At 37.5% G+C, this 22,362-nt stretch carries 21 protein-coding genes and 2 other annotated features; of the genes, 14 read left to right on the top strand and 7 right to left on the bottom strand.

All coding sequences use genetic code 11. From position 1 onward, the window contains the following. The first annotated feature begins 340 nt into the window (after positions 1-340). Positions 341-832, top strand: coding sequence for a dUTP diphosphatase (locus JFU54_RS08995; protein ID WP_002015469.1), 492 nt, complete (start codon positions 341-343; stop codon positions 830-832). 69 nt (positions 833-901) lie between these two features. Continuing rightward, a complete protein-coding gene (locus JFU54_RS09000; protein WP_002088917.1) occupies positions 902-1,987 on the top strand; it encodes a M42 family metallopeptidase in 1,086 nt (361 codons plus the stop codon). Between the two features lie 41 nt (positions 1,988-2,028). Here the strand turns inward: JFU54_RS09000 and JFU54_RS09005 are convergent, their stop codons facing one another. Next, positions 2,029-2,646, bottom strand: coding sequence for a TetR/AcrR family transcriptional regulator (locus JFU54_RS09005; RefSeq protein WP_002015467.1), 618 nt, complete (start codon positions 2,644-2,646; stop codon positions 2,029-2,031). A gap of 296 nt (positions 2,647-2,942) precedes the next feature. On the opposite strand from JFU54_RS09005, the gene JFU54_RS09010 reads away from it, so the two are divergent. Then, positions 2,943-3,596, top strand: coding sequence for an HlyD family secretion protein (locus tag JFU54_RS09010; RefSeq protein ID WP_002143336.1), 654 nt, complete (start codon positions 2,943-2,945; stop codon positions 3,594-3,596). Between the two features lie 12 nt (positions 3,597-3,608). Then, the gene (locus JFU54_RS09015) at positions 3,609-5,402 is read left to right on the top strand and encodes a DHA2 family efflux MFS transporter permease subunit (protein ID WP_201064277.1); all 1,794 of its coding nucleotides are present in this window, start codon (positions 3,609-3,611) and stop codon (positions 5,400-5,402) included. Between the two features lie 21 nt (positions 5,403-5,423). Here the strand turns inward: JFU54_RS09015 and JFU54_RS09020 are convergent, their stop codons facing one another. The 5 genes from JFU54_RS09020 to sspI all read right to left on the bottom strand — a co-directional run bounded on the left by JFU54_RS09020 (position 5,424) and on the right by sspI (position 8,118). Next, complete coding sequence (locus JFU54_RS09020; RefSeq protein ID WP_201064278.1) at positions 5,424-5,780, bottom strand: ammonia permease; 357 nt, start codon at positions 5,778-5,780, stop codon at positions 5,424-5,426. 24 nt (positions 5,781-5,804) lie between these two features. Continuing rightward, positions 5,805-6,176 (bottom strand): hypothetical protein, encoded by a 372-nt coding sequence (locus tag JFU54_RS09025; RefSeq protein WP_063218383.1) that lies wholly within the window; start codon positions 6,174-6,176, stop codon positions 5,805-5,807. A gap of 142 nt (positions 6,177-6,318) precedes the next feature. Further along, complete coding sequence (locus JFU54_RS09030) at positions 6,319-7,032, bottom strand: CPBP family intramembrane glutamic endopeptidase (RefSeq protein ID WP_201064280.1); 714 nt, start codon at positions 7,030-7,032, stop codon at positions 6,319-6,321. A gap of 139 nt (positions 7,033-7,171) precedes the next feature. Then, positions 7,172-7,729, bottom strand: coding sequence for an HD domain-containing protein (locus JFU54_RS09035; RefSeq protein WP_002143328.1), 558 nt, complete (start codon positions 7,727-7,729; stop codon positions 7,172-7,174). Between the two features lie 179 nt (positions 7,730-7,908). After that, a complete protein-coding gene (sspI, locus tag JFU54_RS09040) occupies positions 7,909-8,118 on the bottom strand; it encodes a small acid-soluble spore protein SspI (protein WP_000009511.1) in 210 nt (69 codons plus the stop codon). A gap of 82 nt (positions 8,119-8,200) precedes the next feature. Here sspI and JFU54_RS09045 point away from each other — a divergent pair, with 82 nt between their 5' ends. The 6 genes from JFU54_RS09045 (at position 8,201) to JFU54_RS09070 (ending at position 15,968) form a co-directional block, all read left to right on the top strand. Then, the gene (locus tag JFU54_RS09045; protein ID WP_201064282.1) at positions 8,201-8,998 is read left to right on the top strand and encodes a TrmH family RNA methyltransferase; all 798 of its coding nucleotides are present in this window, start codon (positions 8,201-8,203) and stop codon (positions 8,996-8,998) included. Positions 8,999-9,090: 92 nt separating this feature from the next. Then, positions 9,091-9,319, top strand: a binding site (T-box leader). Between the two features lie 43 nt (positions 9,320-9,362). Then, positions 9,363-10,397 carry a phenylalanine--tRNA ligase subunit alpha gene (gene pheS, locus JFU54_RS09050; protein ID WP_002015457.1) on the top strand — a complete coding sequence of 345 codons (1,035 nt, stop codon included), beginning with the start codon at positions 9,363-9,365 and terminating at the stop codon, positions 10,395-10,397. A gap of 18 nt (positions 10,398-10,415) precedes the next feature. Then, entirely contained in the window at positions 10,416-12,836 is a 2,421-nt protein-coding gene (pheT, locus tag JFU54_RS09055; RefSeq protein WP_201064284.1) for a phenylalanine--tRNA ligase subunit beta, read from the top strand. 142 nt (positions 12,837-12,978) lie between these two features. Then, positions 12,979-13,230, top strand: a binding site (T-box leader). A gap of 52 nt (positions 13,231-13,282) precedes the next feature. After that, positions 13,283-14,674 carry an asparagine--tRNA ligase gene (asnS, locus tag JFU54_RS09060; protein ID WP_002034242.1) on the top strand — a complete coding sequence of 464 codons (1,392 nt, stop codon included), beginning with the start codon at positions 13,283-13,285 and terminating at the stop codon, positions 14,672-14,674. A gap of 174 nt (positions 14,675-14,848) precedes the next feature. Then, complete coding sequence (locus JFU54_RS09065; RefSeq protein ID WP_201064285.1) at positions 14,849-15,751, top strand: SDR family oxidoreductase; 903 nt, start codon at positions 14,849-14,851, stop codon at positions 15,749-15,751. Between the two features lie 82 nt (positions 15,752-15,833). Continuing rightward, positions 15,834-15,968 carry a YuzL family protein gene (locus JFU54_RS09070; protein WP_002112167.1) on the top strand — a complete coding sequence of 45 codons (135 nt, stop codon included), beginning with the start codon at positions 15,834-15,836 and terminating at the stop codon, positions 15,966-15,968. 216 nt (positions 15,969-16,184) lie between these two features. Here JFU54_RS09070 and rnhC read toward each other — a convergent pair whose 3' ends face one another. Then, complete coding sequence (gene rnhC, locus JFU54_RS09075) at positions 16,185-17,123, bottom strand: ribonuclease HIII (RefSeq protein WP_201064287.1); 939 nt, start codon at positions 17,121-17,123, stop codon at positions 16,185-16,187. Positions 17,124-17,246: 123 nt separating this feature from the next. Here rnhC and zapA point away from each other — a divergent pair, with 123 nt between their 5' ends. From zapA to JFU54_RS09095, 4 genes are read left to right on the top strand one after another with little or no spacing between them, the layout of a single operon-like run. Continuing rightward, a complete protein-coding gene (zapA, locus tag JFU54_RS09080; protein ID WP_002088902.1) occupies positions 17,247-17,516 on the top strand; it encodes a cell division protein ZapA in 270 nt (89 codons plus the stop codon). 2 nt (positions 17,517-17,518) lie between these two features. After that, positions 17,519-18,058, top strand: coding sequence for a CvpA family protein (locus JFU54_RS09085; protein WP_002034246.1), 540 nt, complete (start codon positions 17,519-17,521; stop codon positions 18,056-18,058). Positions 18,059-18,113: 55 nt separating this feature from the next. Next, positions 18,114-19,832 carry a DNA polymerase/3'-5' exonuclease PolX gene (gene polX, locus JFU54_RS09090; RefSeq protein ID WP_201064289.1) on the top strand — a complete coding sequence of 573 codons (1,719 nt, stop codon included), beginning with the start codon at positions 18,114-18,116 and terminating at the stop codon, positions 19,830-19,832. A 19-nt stretch (positions 19,833-19,851) separates the two neighbouring features. Continuing rightward, positions 19,852-22,212, top strand: a complete 2,361-nt coding sequence (locus JFU54_RS09095; protein ID WP_012261787.1) for an endonuclease MutS2 — start codon at positions 19,852-19,854, stop codon at positions 22,210-22,212. The last annotated feature ends 150 nt before the right edge of the window (positions 22,213-22,362 follow it).

The raw sequence follows: 22,362 nt of genomic DNA on the forward strand, positions 1-22,362 counted from the left end.
CGTTATCGATAGGACAAAATCAATATAAAAGCTATAGCGATATAAAAGAATATATATATAAAGTCAGGAGAATCCTCCTGACTTTTTTTATTTGAACTCATTCGTGAGAAGTGCATCTTTCCTAGCAGAAACGACACTGCTATAATGGAAAGATGATATGGAGCTTTCATCAAGTGAACAATATATGAGTGATGATTGAAACGTATTTGCAAATTAAGGACAAGCTATCTTTATAAAGATGTAGGTAGCTGACTTGTTAATAAGAAACGAAAAATAATAATGAACTTTGAGATGAAACAACATTGTTGCGGAAAATGCGATGTTGGAGGAGGACAATAGAATGGACTTACTACAACTATTTAAATTACAAAAAGAATTAGATGACCGTATTGTGAAAGAACATGACTTACAACCGAAAAAATTGTTAAAAGAAAAAATGTTAGCTCTTCTTGTAGAAATTGGAGAACTTGCAAATGAAACACGTTGTTTTAAATATTGGAGCAATAAACCAGCTTCAGAACGTGAAGTAATATTAGAAGAATACGTAGATGGTTTACATTTTATTTTATCAATCGGAATCGATTTAGGAATTGATAAAAACTTCTTATTCTATAAATGTGCGCAAACGAATAAAACACAAGTGGAAATTTTCTTAGACACATATGCGAAAGTAATTCGTTTTACAGATCAACCTTCTATTACGAACTATATTGAACTATTTACAAGCTATCTTCGCCTTGGACAAGCGCTTGAATTTGAACAAGATGAAATTGAAAAAGCATATTTAGATAAAAATGAAGTAAATCATCAGCGTCAAACACAAGGATACTAATTTAATTTTTGAATATTTCAATTTCCTTTTGTATAATAAAGTGACTGAAGAAAAAGGAGGGTGTTGGCAATGATAAAATTAGACGAGACATTGACAATGCTAAAAGAATTAACAGACGCACGCGGTATTGCGGGTAACGAGCGCGAACCACGTGAAGTAATGAAGAAATATATTGAGCCGTTTGCAGATGAACTTTCTACTGACAATTTAGGAAGTTTAGTTGCGAAAAAAGTTGGGGAAGAAAACGGCCCGAAAATTATGGTTGCAGGTCATTTAGATGAAGTCGGATTTATGATTACGCAAATTGATGACAAAGGCTTCCTTCGTTTCCAAACGGTGGGTGGCTGGTGGTCGCAGGTTATGCTTGCACAGCGCGTAACGATTGTAACGCGTAAAGGAGATGTAACAGGTGTAATTGGTTCAAAACCACCGCACATTTTACCTCCAGAAGCTCGTAAAAAGCCAGTTGAAATTAAAGACATGTTCATCGATATTGGTGCTTCTAGCCAAGAAGAAGCGATGGAGTGGGGCATACGACCAGGAGATCAAGTTGTACCGTACTTCGAATTCCAAGTGATGAAGAATGAAAAGATGTTACTTGCAAAAGCATGGGATAACCGAATTGGTTGTGCAATTGCAATTGACGTATTAAAACAATTAAAAGATGAAAAGCATCCAAACGTTGTATACGGCGTTGGGACTGTACAAGAAGAAGTTGGTCTTCGTGGTGCGAAAACATCTGCAAACTATATTAAGCCAGATATCGCATTCGCAGTAGATGTAGGTATTGCTGGTGATACACCAGGTGTAACGGCAAAAGAAGCACAAAGTAAAATGGGTGATGGTCCGCAGATCATTCTATATGATGCTTCTGTTATTGGTCATACAGGTTTACGTGATTTCGTTGTTGATGTTGCGGATGAATTACAAATTCCATATCAGTATGATTCTGTAGCGGGCGGGGGAACGGACGCAGGAGCAATTCACATTTCTGTAAATGGTATCCCATCTATGGCAATTACGATTGCGACACGCTACATTCATTCTCATGCAGCGATGTTACATCGTGATGATTATGAAAACGCAGTGAAGTTAATTGTAGAAGTTATTAAACGTCTTGATAAAGAGGCTGTACATAACATTACATTTAATTAATAGAAAAAAGCGAAGGATAACCTCCTTCGCTTTTTTCATTTTTAAAACGGTCTTTCTAATCCTGCTGCAGTATGAGCTCCTAAAATAATTAAGCGAGTTAATTGCATTGCCATGAAATGTGGGGTATAAATCATGCCTCTTTTTAACCATGACATAATCATTCCGATATGAGCGCCTGTAACATAACTAATAAGAATATCACGAGGGACCATAAGGTCTTCATCATCTGGCTGGGAAATAGATAGGCTTAATGTTAAATGTGTTTGAATTGTTTTCATCATTTTATAAGAATAGTTTCCAGCTGCCTTATCGCCGAGCATAACGTTATAGAAATTAGTATTATCTGCGATATGCTCAAACAAAGCTAAAAAAGTTGGATGCGGTGAATCAAAAGTGAGCTGAAAATCTTCTTTATTTCGATTTTGTGGTTTAATTACTGCAGCTAGTTTTTCTAACATTTCTTCTATGCTTTTTTCTAATAAATCATATTTATCATGGTAATGGCTATAAAATGTAGCACGATTTACAGGAGCGCGTTCCGCGATATGTTGCACAGTTACATTTTCGAAGCCCTTTTCGCCTACTAAAGCGACAAAAGCATCCTGTATGAGTTGTCTCGTTCGTTTTACACGTGGATCATTTGTATTTTTAATAGACATTTTTACTTCACCTCGTTTAATTTTTTAACCTTAAACAACACATGTATAGTGTAATGTTGTTTAAACAACATATAGGTTTAAATTGTTGGTTGTAGATTCGGGATAATTATTTATAATTATAAACGATAGTCCTTTAGAAATCAGCACCGCTAGGATGCAGACAAAACATAGTTTGCGTCGTAAAAGGTGTGCTTTTTTTGTTTAAAGGTTAATATAATTAACAATTAAACAATATAAACACTAAGGATGTAAATAGTTTAGAAAAAAATTATATGCGATATAAGGAGAGGAATGCAATGAATCAGTTTCGAAGAATGGTAATTATCAACATTATCACATTAATTGTATTAGTTGGCGGCGGTATTGGCGGTTATTACTATTACAATCAATCGGAAAACTATTTAAAAACAGAAAATGCAAAGATTGATGGGAAAGTAATCCCAATTGCATCACCAGTAGCAGGTAAATTAACAGACTGGAAAGCTGAAGTCGGAAAAAATTACAATGAGAACGATAAATTAGGTGCGGTTACTGTAGCAGGAGCAAATGGTGAGCAAACAGTAGATGTAACAATTCCGCAAAATGCAACAGTTGTACAATCAAATGCAACAACTAATGCGTTCGTTGGGGCAGGTAGCCCAATTGCTTATGCATTTGATATGAGCAATTTATGGGTAACAGCAAATATTGAAGAAACAAATATTGATGATGTTCAAAAAGGCCAAACGGTAGATGTGTATGTAGACGCATACCCAGATACAACGTTAACGGGAAAAGTAGAACAAGTTGGATTAACAACAGCGAATACATTCTCGATGTTACCATCAAGTAACGCAACAGCGAACTATACGAAAGTAAAGCAAGTTGTACCAGTTAAAGTTTCTTTAGATCATAGTAAATCAGTAAATATTGTTCCTGGAATGAATGTGTCAGTTCGTATTCATAAGTAAGGGGGAGATGAGATGTCCTCAATTGCAATTGTAGGATATGCACTATTTTGTATAATCGTCTTCTTCCTTGTAAATCGTCTTTTACGAAAGAAAAAAACGAATGTGGGAGAAGAACAAGTCCCAGCCGTAAGTAAGATAGAAGTAAGTCAAGCAGAAACAGTAGAGAAAGAACTTGAACAAAAACAAGAAACAGAAGCTTCTAACGTAGTGGAATTAGAAACAGGGAAGCAAGAGCAAGTAAAACAGGAAAAAGAAATGCTGAAGAGACAATTGCCGGTAGAGAATGTGAATGTAAAGGCAGTTGTAGCTGTATTAATTCTCGGTATGTTCGTTTCTATTTTAAACCAAACGATCATTAATGTTGCACTGCCTCCATTAATGAATGAATTTAACGTATCAACTTCAACAGCACAATGGTTAATTACAGGCTTCATGCTTGTAAACGGGATTTTAGTACCAATCAGTGCATTTTTAGTTTCACGATTTACGTATCGTAAATTATTCATAGCAGCAATGTTATTCTTCACTGTAGGATCTATCATTTGTGCTACATCAGGAAACTTTACAATGATGATGACAGGCCGTGTTGTTCAAGCGGTTGGTGCAGGTATTTTAATGCCAGTTGGTATGAATATCTTCATGACATTATTCCCGCCTAATAAACGCGGAGCAGCTATGGGGTTACTTGGGGTAGCGATGATTTTAGCACCAGCTATCGGACCAACTGTAACAGGTTGGGTAATTGAAAACTATAGCTGGAACTTAATGTTCTATGGGATGTTTGTTATCGGTTTAATTATTACGTTCTTATCTTTGAAATTCTTTACACTAGCTCAGCCAGTGTCTAAAACAAAGTTAGATGTATTCGGTGTTATTAGTTCAAGTATTGGACTAGGTAGCTTACTGTACGGATTTAGTGAAGCTGGAAATAATGGCTGGACTAGTGCAGAAGTTGTTATAACACTTATCATCGGTGTCGTTGGTTTAGCTGTATTTATTTGGAGAGAGTTAACAACAGACAATAAAATGCTTGATTTACAAGTGTTTAAATATCCGACGTTCACTTTCACATTAGTAATTAATGCGATTGTAACGATGGCCTTATTCGGAGGTATGTTATTACTTCCAGTATACTTGCAAAACATTCGCGGTTTTACACCGATGGAATCTGGTTTATTATTACTTCCAGGATCATTAATTATGGGGATCATGGGACCAGTTGCAGGTAAACTATTTGATAAGTATGGTATTCGTCCGTTAGCAATTGTCGGATTAGCCATTACAACATTTGCGACATATAAATTTACAACGTTATCGATGGATACACCGTATAGCGTTATTATGACGGATTATATTATACGCTCAATTGGTATGTCATTCATTATGATGCCAATTATGACAGCTGGTATGAATGCACTGCCGATGAAATTAATTTCTCACGGTACAGCAACGCAAAATACGTCAAGACAAGTAGCTGGTTCAATTGGAACAGCGATATTAATCACGCTTATGACGCAACAAACTACTGCTCACGTAGCGGATTACGGCAATATGTTAACAACGTCAAACCCGATTTTAGTTGATAAAGTACACGGTATGGGCCAAAGCTTAGCGGCATTAGCCGGATCAGCTCAAGCAGGAGATGCGATGAGTACACAACTATTATTCGGACAAATTTCAAAGCTATCTGCAATTAACGGTATTAACGATGCCTTCTTAATTGCAACAATACTCGCAGGTATTGCTTGGGTGTTATCGTTCTTCTTACCATCAGGCAATAAACCAAATAGAAAAGCAGGGAATTAATTTCCCTGCTTTTTTGTCTTTTTAAAGAGTGAGATATAAAAAATGATAACCAGCTACGGAGCACAGCCCTGTTATAAACAAAATTGTTCCCATAGCACGAATGCTGGATATTTGTCTTCCGCCTATAATAGCTAATAGTCCAGCTAAAGAGAAGAAACACCAATATAAAGTTCCTGAAATTGGAAGCATCCCCTCTAAATCTATTCCAAAACCTATACAAATGATAGGAACAACGATAAGCGATATGCTAATCAAACCAGCAATAATAGTAAGTGATTTACGATATTTAATGCCAGCAATAATTAAAAAAATGCCAACGATGAATTGGCATAACATCAAAGTAAGAGCCAAAACCATCCAAGTTAATATTCCAAACACTTCTGTATTACCTCCGATAAAATATTATATATAGAATGAATCCCCTACAGACATAAGTACCCAGAAAATAACCCCTAATATGCCAGCGATAAAAATAATGAATCCCATATTACGTATACTTTTAATCTTTGCCTGTAATCCATTTAATCCTGCCAATAATCCAGTTAAAGAAAACAGTATCCAGTATAAAGTAGTTGAAATAGGGAGGATCGTATCGCTATTCACCCCCATGCCCCAAAAAACAAAAGGTAGTGTGACAAAAGATAGGATAAGTAGCCCCATTAAACCCACAAATAATTTAAGATGTTTAATGCTAGTAATAATTAAAAAAATACCACCGAAAAATCCGCATAAAACAAGAAGTGGCATATAAAAAATCCAAAGTAAGCTCGACATAAATAATCTCCTTCTATGGTGATGAGTTATATTTTACTACATGAGGTTTATTTTGGATATTATTAATAAATATGTATAAATTGATAGAAATGAGAAGTGATGATACGAATTAATAAAAGAGGTATCGCGATGACACCTCTTTCTAACTCAAGAATGCTAACATATTATTCATAATATGAAATAACATAGCTGGAATAATGGATTTTGTTTTTTTACATAAAATAGCCATTAATAATCCCATGAAGAAAGTAATTACCATTACTCCAAGTGAGTATGTATGAGTGATACCGAAGAAGAAGCTTGTTAAAATGGCTGCAATCCAAAATGGAAAGCGCTCTGAGAAGAAGCGAAGTATAAAGCCACGGAAAATAAGTTCTTCAAAAATTGGTGTGAGTATAGCGAAGCCGAGAAGTAATAATATTTGATACTGCTTAAAAACGTCTAAGTTTAGCGCGGAAGATTGCTGCTTTGTTGCGTCTTGGAACACATAATTTAACAAGATGTAATTGAGTATAATGTTTATAGCGAAGAAAAGAAGTAAGTATACGTATGTACGCCATTCTTTAAGTACTTTAAAGTTAAAAGATTTTAGTAGTAATTTTTTTGCGGGTTCAAATTTGAAAATGAAGAATAACAACACGGCTAGTTGTAATACGATACTTGCAGTATTTGCAATAGATTCATACAGGGCAATTTGTTTTTTATCTGTAAGACCGGCTGTATAAATTGTTAAGGGCATTGCGAGGAACACAGTAATAAGTCCGGTTCCGAAAAAAGCGAATAAAACGGAGCTAATAAATTGTCCCCATGACATAGAGTATTTCTGTTCATTAGAAAGTTGTGTAGCGGGTTGCATTTGTAAAATCACCTCTTTATATTTGTATATTTAATTATAAAGTATTTTGCTTTTGGGTGTAACATTTAAATATTACATACAAAGGTGTATTTTTCGCAAAATAATAAAAGAGGTATCACCCTATAGTGATGCCTCTTTCTCATTGATAACTATGTTCTGCCTTGTCATTCAATTTCTTTTGCTCTATTTGTAATTCACGCTCTACCAATCGGTCTAATTGCTGAATAGCTTTCAATGCTTTTTCGTAAGAAATCGTTCTATAATGGTGCGCTCCGCCCGGTTCTTCATCTGCTTCGTCTGCCCATTTAATAATGTTTTGAAGAGATGTTCTTTCAATTTCTTGCTGTACTAAGAAAGAATCTGTATGAAGAAGAATCGCAATAGAAATTTCTTTTGCTAGTTTAGGATGTTCTCCTAATCTAATAAGCAATTTATGAGATCTTTCTGCCCCTTTAATCGCATGTATATCATTCTTTTTATACAAGTCATAGTCCCATTCGCCGCCTGTGTACCACGTATGATGTCCGATATCATGAAGGAAGCCAGCCTTTGTCGCAGCATCGACTGAGGCGTGATGCTTTTTGGCTAAGTGAAACGCATGGTAAGCGACAGCAATCGCGTGGACCATTCCAGAACGGTTTACATATTTTTGTGTAATGTGATGTTTAAAAACTTGTTCAAGCGTAATACGTTGCATAAAACATTCACTCCTTTTATCTAATGATGTACATGAAGAAAAATCGATCGGTTTAAATGTATTTTGAACATTGTACTCCATCGGGGTAGCGTTAGTAAAGTAGAAATGTTTAGGAGAAGAAAAATTTTATAGACATAAAAGGTCACCTTAGTTTTTTTTCTAAGGTGACCTTTTATTGCTTATTTTTTTAATCCTTGCTCCAGTGTTCCTAACATTTCGTGTTTTTCATTTTCATCAGCATTTTTCCAAATGACTTCGAATAAAACGCCAAGACCTGGAAGCATTTTTTCTTCACCGCTTTGAATTGCATCGACAATCGTTTCTTGTAATTGATCTTGTGAATTTCCAGATACATTCGCTAATACCGCGCCGCGTAAATTAAAACTCATTATCTTCACCTCTTCTTCAGAATTGAAACTGACGTTAGTTTTTGTTCTTTTTTATGTAAATATGTATGAAAAATAGGCTATAATGATAAGACAAGAAGAGAGGGAAGTACATATTATGAAAAACATTGATTCAGTACAAAACCCGCGTGTGAAGCAGTGGAAAAAGCTGCAGACGAAAAAAGAGCGCGATAACAAAGCTTTATTTTTTGTAGAAGGATTCCATTTAGTAGAGGAAGCGTTAAAGGCAGGAGTTGTAACAGAACTTATCGTTTCAGATCAGACAGATCTTCCGAAAGATTGGACAGTTAATGATGTTGAAATGTATATTGTGCCTGAAGCAATTGTAAAAGTACTTCGCGAAACAGAAACAACGCAAGGTGTATTTGCTGTTTGTGAGAAACATGAGAAAGAAGTAGCTCTTACTGATGGGAAATTTCTTTTATTAGACGGCCTTCAAGACCCAGGTAATTTGGGAACGATTATTCGTACAGCGGATGCAGCGGGTATTCATGCCGTTGTGCTTGGAGAAGGGTGCGTTGATGTTTATAATAGTAAAGTACTACGATCTACACAAGGTTCTATTTTCCACTTACCGGTTGTGAAAGGGAACTTAGAAGAATGGGTAGACAAGTTAAAAGAAAATAACGTCCCTGTATATGGAACAGCTCTTGAAAATGGAGTTCCATTTGGTGAAGTAACCCCGGCTGGAAGTTTTGCATTAATTGTAGGGAATGAAGGAAGCGGCGTACGCCCAGAAATTCTTGCGAAAAGTGATCAAAACTTGTATATTCCGATTTACGGCGGGGCAGAATCATTAAATGTTGCGGTTGCAGCAGGGATTTTAACGTATTATTTACAAAGCCCAGTTGCGAATCGATAAAAAACTTCTTATAATAAGTTGAAGTACATGTTCATAAAAAAGTGGTGAAATGAGTATCGAACTTTTTTGAACATATAATAAAAGTATATTAATGAAAAACGTTGATAGAGAAGAGTAGCTTACAAAATCGCCATATAGGGAGAGAGTGCCGTAGACTGAAAGCATTCTTATGGTAGATGGAAGTGAATTCACCTCTGGAGTTGGCGCCAGGACCATTTATATGTAAAGGCGTTCCGGTCAGAATTGATCGTTATAACTAATGAGTGGGCAGACTTGTTCTGTCAATTTAGGGTGGTACCGCGAATTTACCTCGTCCCTTTTTGGGAGCGGGGTTTTTTTATTTTTAAAATTAGGAGGGTTCCAAATGGAAGCACGTTTAAAAGAGCTAAAGCAAAAAGCGTTAGAGCTTATTGAAGAAGCGAAAGAGCTAAAGGGCTTAAACGACGTACGCGTAGCGTATTTAGGGAAAAAAGGTCCAATTACAGAAGTATTACGCGGCATGGGAAAATTATCAGCAGAAGAGCGTCCACGTATGGGAGCATTAGTAAATGAAGTACGTGAAGCGATTCAAACGCGTCTAGAAGACAAAATTGGTAACTTAGAAAAAGCAGTAATTGAGGCGAAATTAGCTACTGAAACAATTGATGTTACACTGCCAGGTCGTCCTGTTGAAACAGGTTGTCACCATCCGTTAACAGCAGTTGTTGAACAAATTGAAGATGTATTCATCGGTATGGGTTATGAAGTAGCTGAAGGCACAGAAGTAGAAAAAGACTACTACAACTTCGAAGCATTAAACTTACCGAAAGATCACCCAGCGCGTGATATGCAAGATACATTCTACATTACAGAAGAAACGTTACTACGTACACATACATCTTCTGTGCAAGCACGTACGATGGAAAAGAATAAAGAAAAAGGACCGATTAAAATTATTTGTCCTGGTAAAGTGTATCGCCGCGATGACGATGATGCAACGCATTCACACCAATTCATGCAAATTGAAGGTCTTGTAATTGATAAAAACATTCGCATGAGTGACTTAAAAGGTACACTGCAAGTATTCGTGAAAAAGATGTTCGGTGAAGATCGTGAAATTCGTCTTCGTCCAAGTTTCTTCCCATTCACAGAGCCGTCTGTAGAGATGGATATTTCTTGTATGATGTGTCACGGTAAAGGTTGTGGCACTTGTAAAGGGACTGGTTGGATCGAAATTTTAGGCGCAGGTATGGTTCACCCGAACGTACTTGAAATGGCTGGTTATGATTCAAAAGAATATCAAGGTTTCGCATTCGGTATGGGCGCAGAGCGTATCGCAATGTTGAAATACGGCGTAGATGACATTCGTCATTTCTATACAAATGATGTACGTTTCTTACAACAATTCAAACGAGCGTAAGGGAAGGAGAGGATAAATATGTTCGTATCATATCGTTGGTTACAAGAGTATGTAGATATTAAAGATGTAACAGCACAAGAACTAGCAGACAAAATCACGAAAAGTGGTATTGAAGTAGAAGGTGTTGAAGTATTAAATAAAGGTGTAAAGGGTGTTGTAGTTGGTCACGTATTAGAATGTGAAAAACACCCAGAAGCTGATAAATTAAGCAAATGCTTAATCGATATCGGTGAAGAAGAGCCGGTTCAAATTATTTGTGGAGCTGCTAACATTGCAAAAGGTTTAAAAGTACCAGTTGCAAAAGTTGGCGCTGTACTTCCTGGTAACTTCAAAATTAAAAAAGCAAAACTACGCGGGGAAGCTTCTCACGGTATGGTTTGTGCTCTTCAAGAGCTTGGTATTGATGGGAAATTCGTTGCGAAAGAATATGCAGACGGTATCTTCATCTTCCCAAGTGATGCTGAAGTTGGTGCAGATGCACTTGAAATTTTAAATTTACATGATGAAGTACTTGAGCTTGGTTTAACACCAAACCGTGCAGATTGCTTAAACATGTTAGGTGTTGCATATGAAGTAGCTGCTATTTACGGCCGTGAAGTAAAACTTCCAGCTATCGACTTACAAGAAACAGAAGAAAAAACTTCTGATTACATTTCTGTAAGTGTAGAAGCGAAAGAAGAAAACCCATTATATATTGCAAAAATGGTGAAGAACGTAAAGATTGGTCCATCACCAATGTGGATGCAAACTCGTCTTATGGCAGCTGGCATTCGTCCAATTAGTAATGTAGTTGATATTACAAACTACATTTTAATGGAATACGGTCAACCGTTACATGCATTCGATTACGATAAATTAGGTTCAAAAGAAATCGTTGTTCGTCTTGCAAAAGAAGGCGAAAAGATTCAAACATTAGATGCTCAAGAACGTACGTTACAAAGCCACCACCTTGTTATTACAAACGGTGAAAAAGCGTTAGCTGTTGCTGGTGTAATGGGCGGAGCGGATTCTGAAGTTGATAGCGAGACAGTAAACGTTCTAATTGAGTCTGCATACTTTGCAGGTCAAACAGTGCGCCGTACATCAAAAGACTTAGGTCTTCGTAGCGAATCAAGTGCACGTTTTGAAAAAGGAATCGACCCAACACGTACATTTGAAGCAATTCAACATGCAGCTGCTTTAATGGCAAAATACGCTGGTGGAGAAGCACTTGAAGGTGTAGTAGAAGCTGATAACTTACAAGTACAAGAACGTACAGTATCTGTTACAGCTGAAAAAGTAAACCGTGTATTAGGTACAGATATTTCTGCGAGTGAAATGGGTACAATGTTCACAAACTTAAAATTCCCATTCACAGAAGTAGAAGGAACATTCCATGTAAATGTACCAGCACGTCGTCCTGACATTACAATTTCAGAAGACTTAGTAGAAGAAGTAGGTCGTCTGTATGGTTATGATCACATTCCAGTTACATTACCATCTGGAACAATGACACGTGGTAAATTAACATCAGCACAAACGAAACGTCGTAAAGTACGCCGCTTCCTAGAAGGTGCTGGTTTATATGAAGCAATCACATATTCATTAACAAGCGCTGACAAAGCGAAACAATATATGGTTGAGCCGAACGAAAAAGCTCCTGTAAATCTTGCGCTTCCAATGAGCGAAGAGCGTAGCCAACTTCGTTTAAGCTTAGTGCCACAATTGTTAGAAGCCGTTTCATACAATGTTGCACGTAAAAACGACAGCGTTGCATTATATGAAGTAGGTTCTATCTTCTTACCAACAGAAGCAGGAGAACTTCCGAAAGAAGAACAACATCTTGCAGGTGTTATGACAGGTCTTGCTCTTCACCATGCATGGCAAGGTGAGAAGAAAGTTGTAGACTTCTTCGTTGTTAAAGGTGTATTAGAAGGATTATTCGACGTACTTGGTGTGGCAAATCAAATCATTTATGCACCAGCAAAACGTGAAGGTATGCACCCAGGCCGTACAGCTGACATCGTATTAGATGGTGAAGCAATCGGATTCATCGGTCAATTGCACCCGGAAACAGAAAAACAATTAGATGTGAAAAATACATTCGTATTCGAATTATCTCTTGCAAAAGTATTCGGTGCAGACGCTGAGGAAACTTACTACTTAGCAATTCCACGTTTCCCATCTATGACACGTGATATGGCTGTTGTAGTAACAACAGAAACAAAAGCGGGTGAAATGAAGCAAGTCATTGCTGAAGCTGGCGGAGAACTTCTGAAAGACGTAGCACTATTCGACTTATACGAAGGTGAAAAAATGGAAGAAGGCAAGAAATCACTTGCATTCTCTATGAACTACTTCGATGCAGAACGTACATTAACAGACGAAGAAGTAACAGAAGCACATAACCGTGTATTAACAGCGGTAGAAGAGAAATTTGGTGCGGAGTTACGTAAGTAATAAAAAATTGCCGGATTAAGTCCGGCAATTTTTTTATGGCACGATTGTCGGTAAGTCGATATATTGCGAAAATCGCTGATATATTTTCTGGCATCTTGCATCTTTCTCTCGAATGTAGTACATTAATTTTAGTTTAACAAAACGAAAGACGATGATAAGGAAAAGTAGTATATACTATAATCCAAAGCGAGTCAGGGACGGTGAGAGCCTGATGAGGCGGTATATGTGAAGAACACCTTGGAGTTGCTAACCGAAATTGAAACTTGTATTCAAGAGTAGACTTAGACGGGAATCCGGCCTGTTACAAACCGGGAAGTATGTATTACATACGAGTTAAAGTTGGTCTTTATGACAAATTGGGTGGTACCGCGAAGTTTAACCTTTCGTCCCTTTATGGATGAAAGGTTTTTTTGTATTTAAATATATGAGTAAAGGAGAATTTTACTATGGAAAACACATTAGTAAAAAGTCTGTATAGAGATACAGATAAATACGCAGATCAAACAGTACAAGTATCAGGTTGGATTCGTAACTTACGTGATTCAAAAGCATTTGGTTTCATCGAATTAAACGACGGTAGCTTCTTCAAAGGTGTTCAAATCGTTTTCGATACAGAATTAGAGAACTTCAAAGAAATTGCAAAGCTTCCACTTAGCTCTTCAGTTAAAGTAGAAGGTAAAGTAATTGCAACGCCTGGAGCGAAGCAACCATTTGAAATTAAAGCAGAAAAAATTGATATTGAGGGCTTATCGGATTCTGATTACCCACTTCAAAAGAAGCGTCATACGTTTGAATATTTACGTACAATCGCTCACTTACGTCCAAGAACAAATGCATTCTCTGCAACGTTCCGTGTGCGTTCTATCGCAGCATTTGCGATTCACCAGTTCTTCCAAGAGCGTGGATTCGTACATGTTCACACACCAATCATCACTGGTAGTGATACAGAAGGTGCAGGCGAAATGTTCCGCGTAACAACGCAAGATTTAAACAACGTACCTAAAGGTGAAGACGGACAAGTTGACGAATCAAAAGACTTCTTCGGTAAAGAAACAAACTTAACAGTAAGTGGACAGCTGAATGCTGAAGCTTATGCGTTAGCATTCCGTGATGTGTACACATTCGGTCCTACATTCCGTGCAGAAAACTCAAACACAACTCGCCACGCAGCTGAGTTCTGGATGGTTGAGCCTGAGATTGCATTCGCTGAGTTAGGCGATGTAATGGATCTTACAGAAGATATGCTGAAATATGCAATGAAATACGTACTAGAGCATGCACCAGAAGAAATGGACTTCTTCAACAGCTTCGTTGATAAAACAGTTCTAGAGCGCATGAACAACGTAATCAACTCTGACTTCGGTCGCATCACTTATACAGAAGCAATTAAAGTACTTCAAGAATCAGGTGCTGAATTCAAATACCCAGTAGAATGGGGTATTGACTTACAAACAGAGCACGAAAGATACTTATCAGAAGAAATCTTCAAACGCCCTGTATTCGTAACTGACTATCCGAAAGACATTAAAGCATTCTACATGCGTATGAACGAAGATGGTAAAACAGTAGCAGCTACTGACCTTCTAGTTCCTGGCATCGGCGAATTAATCGGCGGTAGCCAACGTGAAGAAAGAATGGACGTTTTAGTAGACAGAATTAAAGAATTAGGTATGAACGAAGAGGACTACTGGTGGTACTTAGAACTTAGAAAATACGGCGGTACAAAACACGCTGGATTCGGTCTAGGTTTCGAGCGCTTCCTAATGTACATTACTGGCATGGCTAACATCCGTGACGTAATTCCATTCCCAAGAACTCCAGGTTCTTCTGAGTTCTAAAATATGAAAAAAGCGAGAGGGTTTCCTCTCGCTTTTTTTATTGGAAAGGGTGTAACTACAAGCCGAATTTTATAAAGTATTTCACGATTGGAAAAGATGTTGTTCATAGTTCCCTTCCCACTTCATATATAAGTAAAACGAATGCGACATTTATAGGGAAGGGGTTTTTGTACAATGGGAGAAATTCCAAGTCATACAAAGTGGACATTGCGTGACAAGTATATAGTGATCACTGGTGCAACAAGTGGTATTGGATTAGCGGCAGCTAAGGTATTTGCAGAACGCGGTGCCAAACTAGGAATCATTGCACGTAACGAAGCAAAAGCGAATGATGTTATGACTCAAATTAAAAATGTAACGAATGGGAATGCAGTGGTAGATATATTTTTAGCTGATATGGCTTCCCAACAATCTATACGCCGGGTAGCTACTGATATTTTAGAAAGGTGTCCGAGCATAGATATATTAGTGAATAATGCTGGTGCTTTATTTCAAACAAGGAAGCTTACGAAGGACGGTTTGGAGATGACCTGGGCGGTAAACCATTTAGGTCCATTCTTACTCACTAATTTGTTGTTGGAGCGTTTAAAAGAAAGTGCTCCTGCTCGTGTCATTACCACTGCATCTCACGGTCACAAAATGGCTAAAAAGGGAATTGACTTCGGTGATCTAGATGCAGAACAACTTTATCGCGGTGTTAAGAAGTTCATGGGCGATCCCACAATGCGTTATGCGCAAACAAAACTGGCTAACATTTTATTCACCTCTGAATTGGCACAGCGGTTGGAGGGAACGAGTGTTAGTGCCTATAGCTTTGATCCAGGGCTAGTGGATACGAATTTTAACCAGGACAATGGTCTGGTTGCTCGCTTAACTATGGCAGCAATGAAACCTTTCTCTCGTACACCCGAGGAAGGTGCTGAAACTCTAATATGGCTAGCAGAATCAACTGAATTTACTGATCATAGTGGTTATTACTATGCCGATAAGCAAATAGGAAAAATGTCTGAAGCTGCCTTGGATAAGGATGCCGCAAAACGTCTATGGGACATTAGTGAAAAACAGACAGGAGGATAAAAGAGTAGCCAGTATATGTTCAGATGGTTATGCTGAATAGTTTTTTACTCTTAAGTGAAAAGTAATCTTGGGGGTGATTGTAATGAGTAAGAAAGTGAAAACAGACCATTCTAGATCAAGCTTAGGTTCTCCGGAAGTGGAAGGACAAGGAACGACTACGCATGAAACGGGTTCTTATAAAGTACCTTCATCAAATAAGAAGCAGAAACGAAGTTAAACATAAAAAGGGAGTCATGGAGACTCTCTTTTTTTAGGTGAATAGTGAATATATATCGTCCTAAATTTAAATATATATCGATATAACGAAGAAGTGCGACAAAAATAGGAACGTGTGAGATTCTATTTATCCATTTTTCATCCATAAAAGGCGAAAAGAATTCAATTCTTTTCGCCTTGTTTAGTTCATTCATATCCTGTCGATACTAAAAAGTAGTTATTTTTTTAATAAGCGAAACGCCTTCTCTGTATTAGCAAAATGCACTTTCACAAACTCAGATAGTCTTTCTTTACCGACTTTTTGAATTAATTTAGCAGCGGCAATATCAACTTGTTTACCAGCACCTTTCGGAAGTTGCATACCAGCTTTTTTGCTTAGTTCGTCAAATTGTTTTACGAATGAGTAACGAGCTAAAATGGAAGCGGCGGCTACTGCTAAATGGACACTTTCACCTTTTGTAGCGAAGTAAACATTTTCACGCTGTACCTGTTTTTGTTTCGCTAAATATTTATAGTATGTATCAGGCTGTGTAAATTGGTCGATTAAAATGCCTTCTGGTTTTGTAGGCGCGATTTTTGCCAATAAGTTTGTGATGGCTTTGTTATGCAGTAAAGCTTTTAGTTTACCTTGGTTGTTTCCTTTATCAAATAGCTCGTTATATTTTTCATTATGAAGAACGAGGGAGCTGTAAGGAACAACGTGAAGGAGTTGTTTTGCAATCTCAGCAATTTGAGCATCATTTAAGTTTTTGGAGTCTTTTACACCGAGTTCTTTAAAAAGTGGAATTTGCTTCGCATCCACATATACAGCAACAACTGTCATCGGTCCGAAGTAATCACCAGTACCTACTTCATCGGACCCTAAAATCGACATTGTACCAATAGAAGAAGGTGGTGCATATTGATGCGAATTGACCGATTTTTTTACAGTGGATTTTGGTGTTTGAGAGACAGTTTGCCAACGAGAAGCTTCTGCTTCAGCACGTCCACCTTGAAACATCACTTTTCCTGATTTATAAGCTGTAATTGTGCAAGATGGAACCTTTGCCATAAAGATACCGCCTTGCGGAATTTTGGGGCTAAGTGCTTGTTTGTATTGTTGTTTCATGTCTTCAATTACTGTAGAACTTGTTTGTATTACGATAGAATTTGACAAAATGGTCGCTCCTTTTTTATGTTGTTATTTTTATCATATCGGATTGTTCTTTCTGTTTCCATATTATGATGGTTCATGGTATGATAAACTTTAGGATTCTGTACGTGATTGGAGGCCGGTGAGTTGTCACAACAAAAGGGAAATAAAAGTCGAATTAATGTAGAAATATATGGCCAACAGTATTCAGTTGTTGGCGATGAAAGTACAAGTCATATCCGCATGGTAGCAGCGATTGTGGATGATAAAATGCGCGAACTCAATGCCAAGAATCCTTCGCTTGATACGAGTAGACTAGCGGTATTGACGGCGGTAAACGTCATACACGATTACATAAAATTAAAAGAAGAACATGAGAAGTTGAAAGAAAGTATGACACAAAAAGGAATGGAATAAACATGATTGATATTATTATCATTTTATTGCTTGTTATGGGATTTTTCCTCGGTTTACGCAGAGGATTTATTTTGCAACTTGTAAAGTTAACAAGCTTTATTATCGCATACCTCGTTGCATACTGGTACTGTAAAGATTTAGCGCCAACGCTTGCGAAATTTATTCCGTATCCATTCGATAAGAATGTATCTGTTCCAGAATGGATAGATGCGAATAATATTGAGGGTGTCTTCTATCAAGCAATTGCGTTTATTGTATTATTTATTATTACAAAAATCGCACTTTCACTACTTGGTAATTTACTGAATATGTTTGCAGAAATCCCAGTTTTAAAGCAAGTCAATGCGGTTGCTGGGGCACTTCTTGGCTTTTTAGAAGTGTATATCATTCTGTTTGTCTTAATTATTGTTGGAACAATTCTTCCAATTGAACAAATACAAACACCATTACAAAAATCATCAATTAGCAAAATAATTGTAGACGATACACCGATTCTTTCTGAAAAGGTGAAGGAACTATGGCAGACAGGTAGCAGAGTGTAACTTCTCTTTTTTCGGAAAGAGAAGTTTTTTTCTATGAAAGAAAGGCGGGGAAATGATGAAAGTGAATAAAAAACAAGTTATCAAATTACTAGAGACAATTGGCCTATTTATGGAACTAAAGGGCGCGAATCCATTTAAAATATCTGCATTCCGTAAAGCGGCGGCAGCACTAGAAAGTGATGACCGTAGTCTTTCTGAAATTGAAGATTTCACAAAGATTCCAGGTATCGGAAAAGGAACAGCAGCAGTTATTCAAGAATATATAGAATCGGGAACATCTGAAGTACTACAAGAACTTGAAAAAGAAGTACCAAGCAGTTTATTACCACTATTAAAACTACCAGGCCTTGGTGGTAAGAAGGTGGCCAAGTTATACAAAGAACTTGGTGTTGTTGATATGGAAACGTTAAAAGCTGTTTGTGAAGAAAATAAAGTACAAGCTTTAGCTGGATTCGGTAAGAAAACAGAAGAGAAAATATTAGAAGCAATTGATCAAGTAGGCTCTCGTCTAGAGCGTTTACCAATTGCGATGGTATTGCCTATTGCCGGGGAAATAGAGGAGAAATTGTCGAATGTTGCTGAAATAATTCGTTTCTCACGCGCTGGTAGTTTACGCCGTGTTCGTGAGACAGTGAAGGACTTAGATTTCATCATTGCAACGACAGAGCCAGCAGTAGTGCGTGAACATTTACTACAATTTGATAATATGATTGAAGTGATTGCAAGTGGAGATACGAAAGTATCTGTTCGTCTTCAATATGAATATGATATTTCAATTGACTTCCGCTTAGTAAAACCAGAAGAATTTATTACAACTCTTCACCATTTCACAGGATCAAAAGACCATAACGTAAAAATGCGCCAAATTGCGAAAGATAGAGGCGAAAAAATTAGTGAATACGGTGTGGAAATCTTAGAGACAGGTGAAGTGAAAACATTCGAAACAGAAGAAGCATTCTTTGCCCACTTTGGCCTTCCATTCATCCCACCAGAAGTGCGTGAAGATGGAAAAGAAATTGAATTAATTAAAGAGTATCCGAACTTAATTCAGTTCTCTGATATACAGGGTGATTTACATATGCATACAACGTGGAGTGACGGTGCTTTTTCAATTGAAGAAATGGTACAAGCGTGCCGCGCTCGTGGATATAAATTTATGGCAATTACTGATCACTCGCAATACTTGAAAGTAGCGAACGGTTTAACGAAAGAGCGTCTTCGTGAACAAGCGAAAGAAATTGAACGTATGAATGAAAAGTATCCAGACATTACAATTTTGCGCGGGATTGAAATGGACATTTTACCAGATGCGACACTTGATTTTGACGATGAAGTATTAGCAGAACTAGATTATGTCATTGGAGCCATTCACTCTAGCTTCTCACAAGACCGTGAAACGATTATGAAGCGTCTTCGCACTGCACTTGAGAATAAGCATGTCACAATGATTGCCCATCCGACAGGACGTCTTCTTGGGCGCCGTGAGGGTTACGATGTAGATACAGATTTATTAATCCAGCTCGCAAAAGAAACAAATACAGTTTTAGAATTAAATGCAAATCCAAACCGTCTAGATTTAAGCGCGAAATTATTAAAACAAGCACAAGATGCTGGTGTAAAAGTAGCGATTAATACGGATGCCCATACACTTGAAATGTTAGAAGATATGGAAACAGGTGTAGCAGCAGCGCGTAAAGGTTGGATTCAAAAAGATAACGTGATTAACACATGGGATATTGAACGTTTATTAGACTATATTAAACGTAATAAGTAATACAGGGGGGACCTGCAACATGTTAGAACGAACGTTGCGTGTATTAGAATATAATAAAGTAAAAGAACAATTACTTGAACATACAGCATCTTCACTTGGTCGTGATAAAGTGAAGAATTTAGTGCCAAGCACAGATTTTGAAGAAATTGTGGAATTGCAAGAAACAACGGATGAGGCAGCGAAAGTCATCCGTTTAAAAGGACATGTACCACTTGGAGGGATTTCTGATATTCGTGCAAATATTAAGCGTGCGAAAATTGGAAGTATGTTAAGTCCTCATGAATTAATTGAAATCGCAAGTACGATGTACGGTAGTCGCCAAATGAAACGTTTCATTGACGATATGATTGACAACGGTGTTGAGCTTCCAATTTTAGAAACACATGTCGCACAAATTGTGTCTTTATATGATTTAGAAAAGAAGATTACAAATTGTATTGGTGACGGCGGTGAAGTAGTCGATAGCGCAAGTGACAAATTGCGTGGTATTCGTAATCAAATTCGTACTGCGGAAAGCCGTATTCGTGAGAAATTAGAAAACATGACGCGTTCTTCAAACGCGCAAAAAATGTTATCAGATGCAATTGTAACGATTCGTAACGAACGCTACGTAATCCCGGTAAAACAAGAATACCGCGGCGTATATGGTGGTATTGTTCACGATCAATCTGCTTCTGGACAAACATTATTTATCGAACCGCAAGTAATCGTGGAATTAAATAACGCACTTCAAGAAGCACGTGTGAAAGAAAAACAAGAAGTAGAACGCATTTTAATGATGTTAACGGAAGAAGTAGCAGTGGAAGCTGATATTGTTTTATCAAACGTAGAAGTAGTTGCAAATCTTGATTTTATTTTTGCGAAAGCTCTTTATGCGAAGCGAATTAAAGCGACGAAGCCAATCGTAAATAATGAACGCTACATGGATTTAAAACAAGCACGCCATCCGCTTATTGATCCGGAAATTATCGTGCCAAATAACATTATGCTTGGTAAAGACTTTACAACAATCGTTATTACAGGACCGAATACAGGTGGTAAAACAGTTACACTTAAAACAGTCGGTATTTGTGTCTTAATGGCGCAATCTGGTCTTCATATCCCAGTAATGGATGAATCAGAGATATGTGTATTTAAAAACATCTTTGCTGATATCGGTGATGAGCAATCGATTGAACAAAATTTAAGTACATTCTCTTCTCATATGGTAAACATTGTAGATATTTTAGAAAAAGCTGATTTTGAAAGTTTAGTCCTATTTGATGAATTAGGTGCTGGGACAGATCCGCAAGAAGGGGCTGCACTAGCGATTTCTATTTTAGATGAAGTATGTAACCGTGGTGCTCGCGTTGTTGCAACGACGCATTACCCAGAATTAAAAGCATATGGATACAATCGTGAGCAAGTTATTAATGCGAGCGTTGAGTTCGATGTGAATACATTAAGCCCAACGTACAAATTATTAATCGGTGTACCAGGACGTAGTAACGCCTTTGAAATTTCGAAGCGTCTTGGTTTGTCTGATCGCGTTATTGATCGCGCTCGTAACCATATTAGTACAGATACGAACAAAATCGAAAATATGATTGCAAAGCTAGAAGAAAGCCAAAAAAATGCAGAGCGCGAACGAAAAGAAGCGGAAGAGCATCGTAAGCAATCTGAAAAACTTCATCGTGAATTACAACGTCAAATTATTGAATTTAACGATGAGCGCGATGAAAAATTATTAAAAGCGCAAAAAGAAGGGGAAGAAAAAGTCGAAGCTGCAAAGCAAGAAGCAGAAGGCATTATTCAAGAACTTCGTCAATTGCGTAAAGCACAGCTTATAAACGTGAAAGACCATGAGCTTATTGAAGCGAAGAGCCGTCTAGAAGGTGCGGCGCCAGAGCTTGTGAAGAAACAAAAAGTAAACGTGAAAAACACAGCGCCAAAACAACAGTTACGATCAGGTGATGAAGTAAAAGTGTTAACGTTCGGTCAAAAAGGTCAATTGCTTGAAAAAGTAAGTGATACAGAGTGGAGCGTACAAATTGGTATTCTGAAGATGAAAGTGAAAGAATCCAATATGGAATACATTAATACACCGAAGCAAACTGAGAAAAAAGCAGTCGCAAGTGTGAAGGGTAGAGATTATCACGTGTCGTTAGAGCTAGACCTTCGCGGCGAACGTTATGAAGATGCAATGATGCGCGTTGAAAAATATTTAGACGATGCACAGCTTGCAAGCTATCCTCGTGTATCAATTATTCACGGTAAAGGAACAGGAGCGCTTCGCCAAGGTGTACAAGATTACTTGAAGAAACATCGCGGTGTGAAAACCTACCGCTACGGTGACATGGGCGAGGGAGGCCTAGGCGTAACAGTTGTCGAATTAAAATAGCAAACAACCAAACAAAAGGGGAAACCATTATATGTTTATGGACAAACTTGCAAAAGTATTGTTAGCTTGTTGCGGAATATTTTTGGTAATTGGGGTTATTTATTTAGTTGTTTTTGCGAAGTAAAGGAGCGTCAATCTTGGCATAATGAT

It is taken from the genome of Bacillus sp. TH19 (genome assembly GCF_016651075.1).
Taxonomy (GTDB): Bacteria; Bacillota; Bacilli; order Bacillales; family Bacillaceae_G; genus Bacillus_A; species Bacillus_A mycoides.

Coding starts and splice junctions, on each gene's coding strand:
- sspI (WP_000009511.1), bottom strand. CDS start 8,118: ATGAGTTTTAATTTACGCGGCGCGGTATTAGCGAATGTATCTGGAAAT.
- JFU54_RS09025 (WP_063218383.1), bottom strand. CDS start 6,176: ATGTCGAGCTTACTTTGGATTTTTTATATGCCACTTCTTGTTTTATGC.
- JFU54_RS09000 (WP_002088917.1), top strand. CDS start 902: ATGATAAAATTAGACGAGACATTGACAATGCTAAAAGAATTAACAGAC.
- JFU54_RS09065 (WP_201064285.1), top strand. CDS start 14,849: ATGGGAGAAATTCCAAGTCATACAAAGTGGACATTGCGTGACAAGTAT.
- pheT (WP_201064284.1), top strand. CDS start 10,416: ATGTTCGTATCATATCGTTGGTTACAAGAGTATGTAGATATTAAAGAT.
- pheS (WP_002015457.1), top strand. CDS start 9,363: ATGGAAGCACGTTTAAAAGAGCTAAAGCAAAAAGCGTTAGAGCTTATT.
- JFU54_RS09015 (WP_201064277.1), top strand. CDS start 3,609: ATGTCCTCAATTGCAATTGTAGGATATGCACTATTTTGTATAATCGTC.
- JFU54_RS09010 (WP_002143336.1), top strand. CDS start 2,943: ATGAATCAGTTTCGAAGAATGGTAATTATCAACATTATCACATTAATT.
- polX (WP_201064289.1), top strand. CDS start 18,114: ATGAAAGTGAATAAAAAACAAGTTATCAAATTACTAGAGACAATTGGC.
- JFU54_RS09005 (WP_002015467.1), bottom strand. CDS start 2,646: ATGTCTATTAAAAATACAAATGATCCACGTGTAAAACGAACGAGACAA.
- JFU54_RS09070 (WP_002112167.1), top strand. CDS start 15,834: ATGAGTAAGAAAGTGAAAACAGACCATTCTAGATCAAGCTTAGGTTCT.
- JFU54_RS09030 (WP_201064280.1), bottom strand. CDS start 7,032: ATGCAACCCGCTACACAACTTTCTAATGAACAGAAATACTCTATGTCA.
- JFU54_RS09095 (WP_012261787.1), top strand. CDS start 19,852: ATGTTAGAACGAACGTTGCGTGTATTAGAATATAATAAAGTAAAAGAA.
- JFU54_RS08995 (WP_002015469.1), top strand. CDS start 341: ATGGACTTACTACAACTATTTAAATTACAAAAAGAATTAGATGACCGT.
- JFU54_RS09035 (WP_002143328.1), bottom strand. CDS start 7,729: ATGCAACGTATTACGCTTGAACAAGTTTTTAAACATCACATTACACAA.
- asnS (WP_002034242.1), top strand. CDS start 13,283: ATGGAAAACACATTAGTAAAAAGTCTGTATAGAGATACAGATAAATAC.
- JFU54_RS09045 (WP_201064282.1), top strand. CDS start 8,201: ATGATAAGACAAGAAGAGAGGGAAGTACATATTATGAAAAACATTGAT.
- JFU54_RS09085 (WP_002034246.1), top strand. CDS start 17,519: ATGATTGATATTATTATCATTTTATTGCTTGTTATGGGATTTTTCCTC.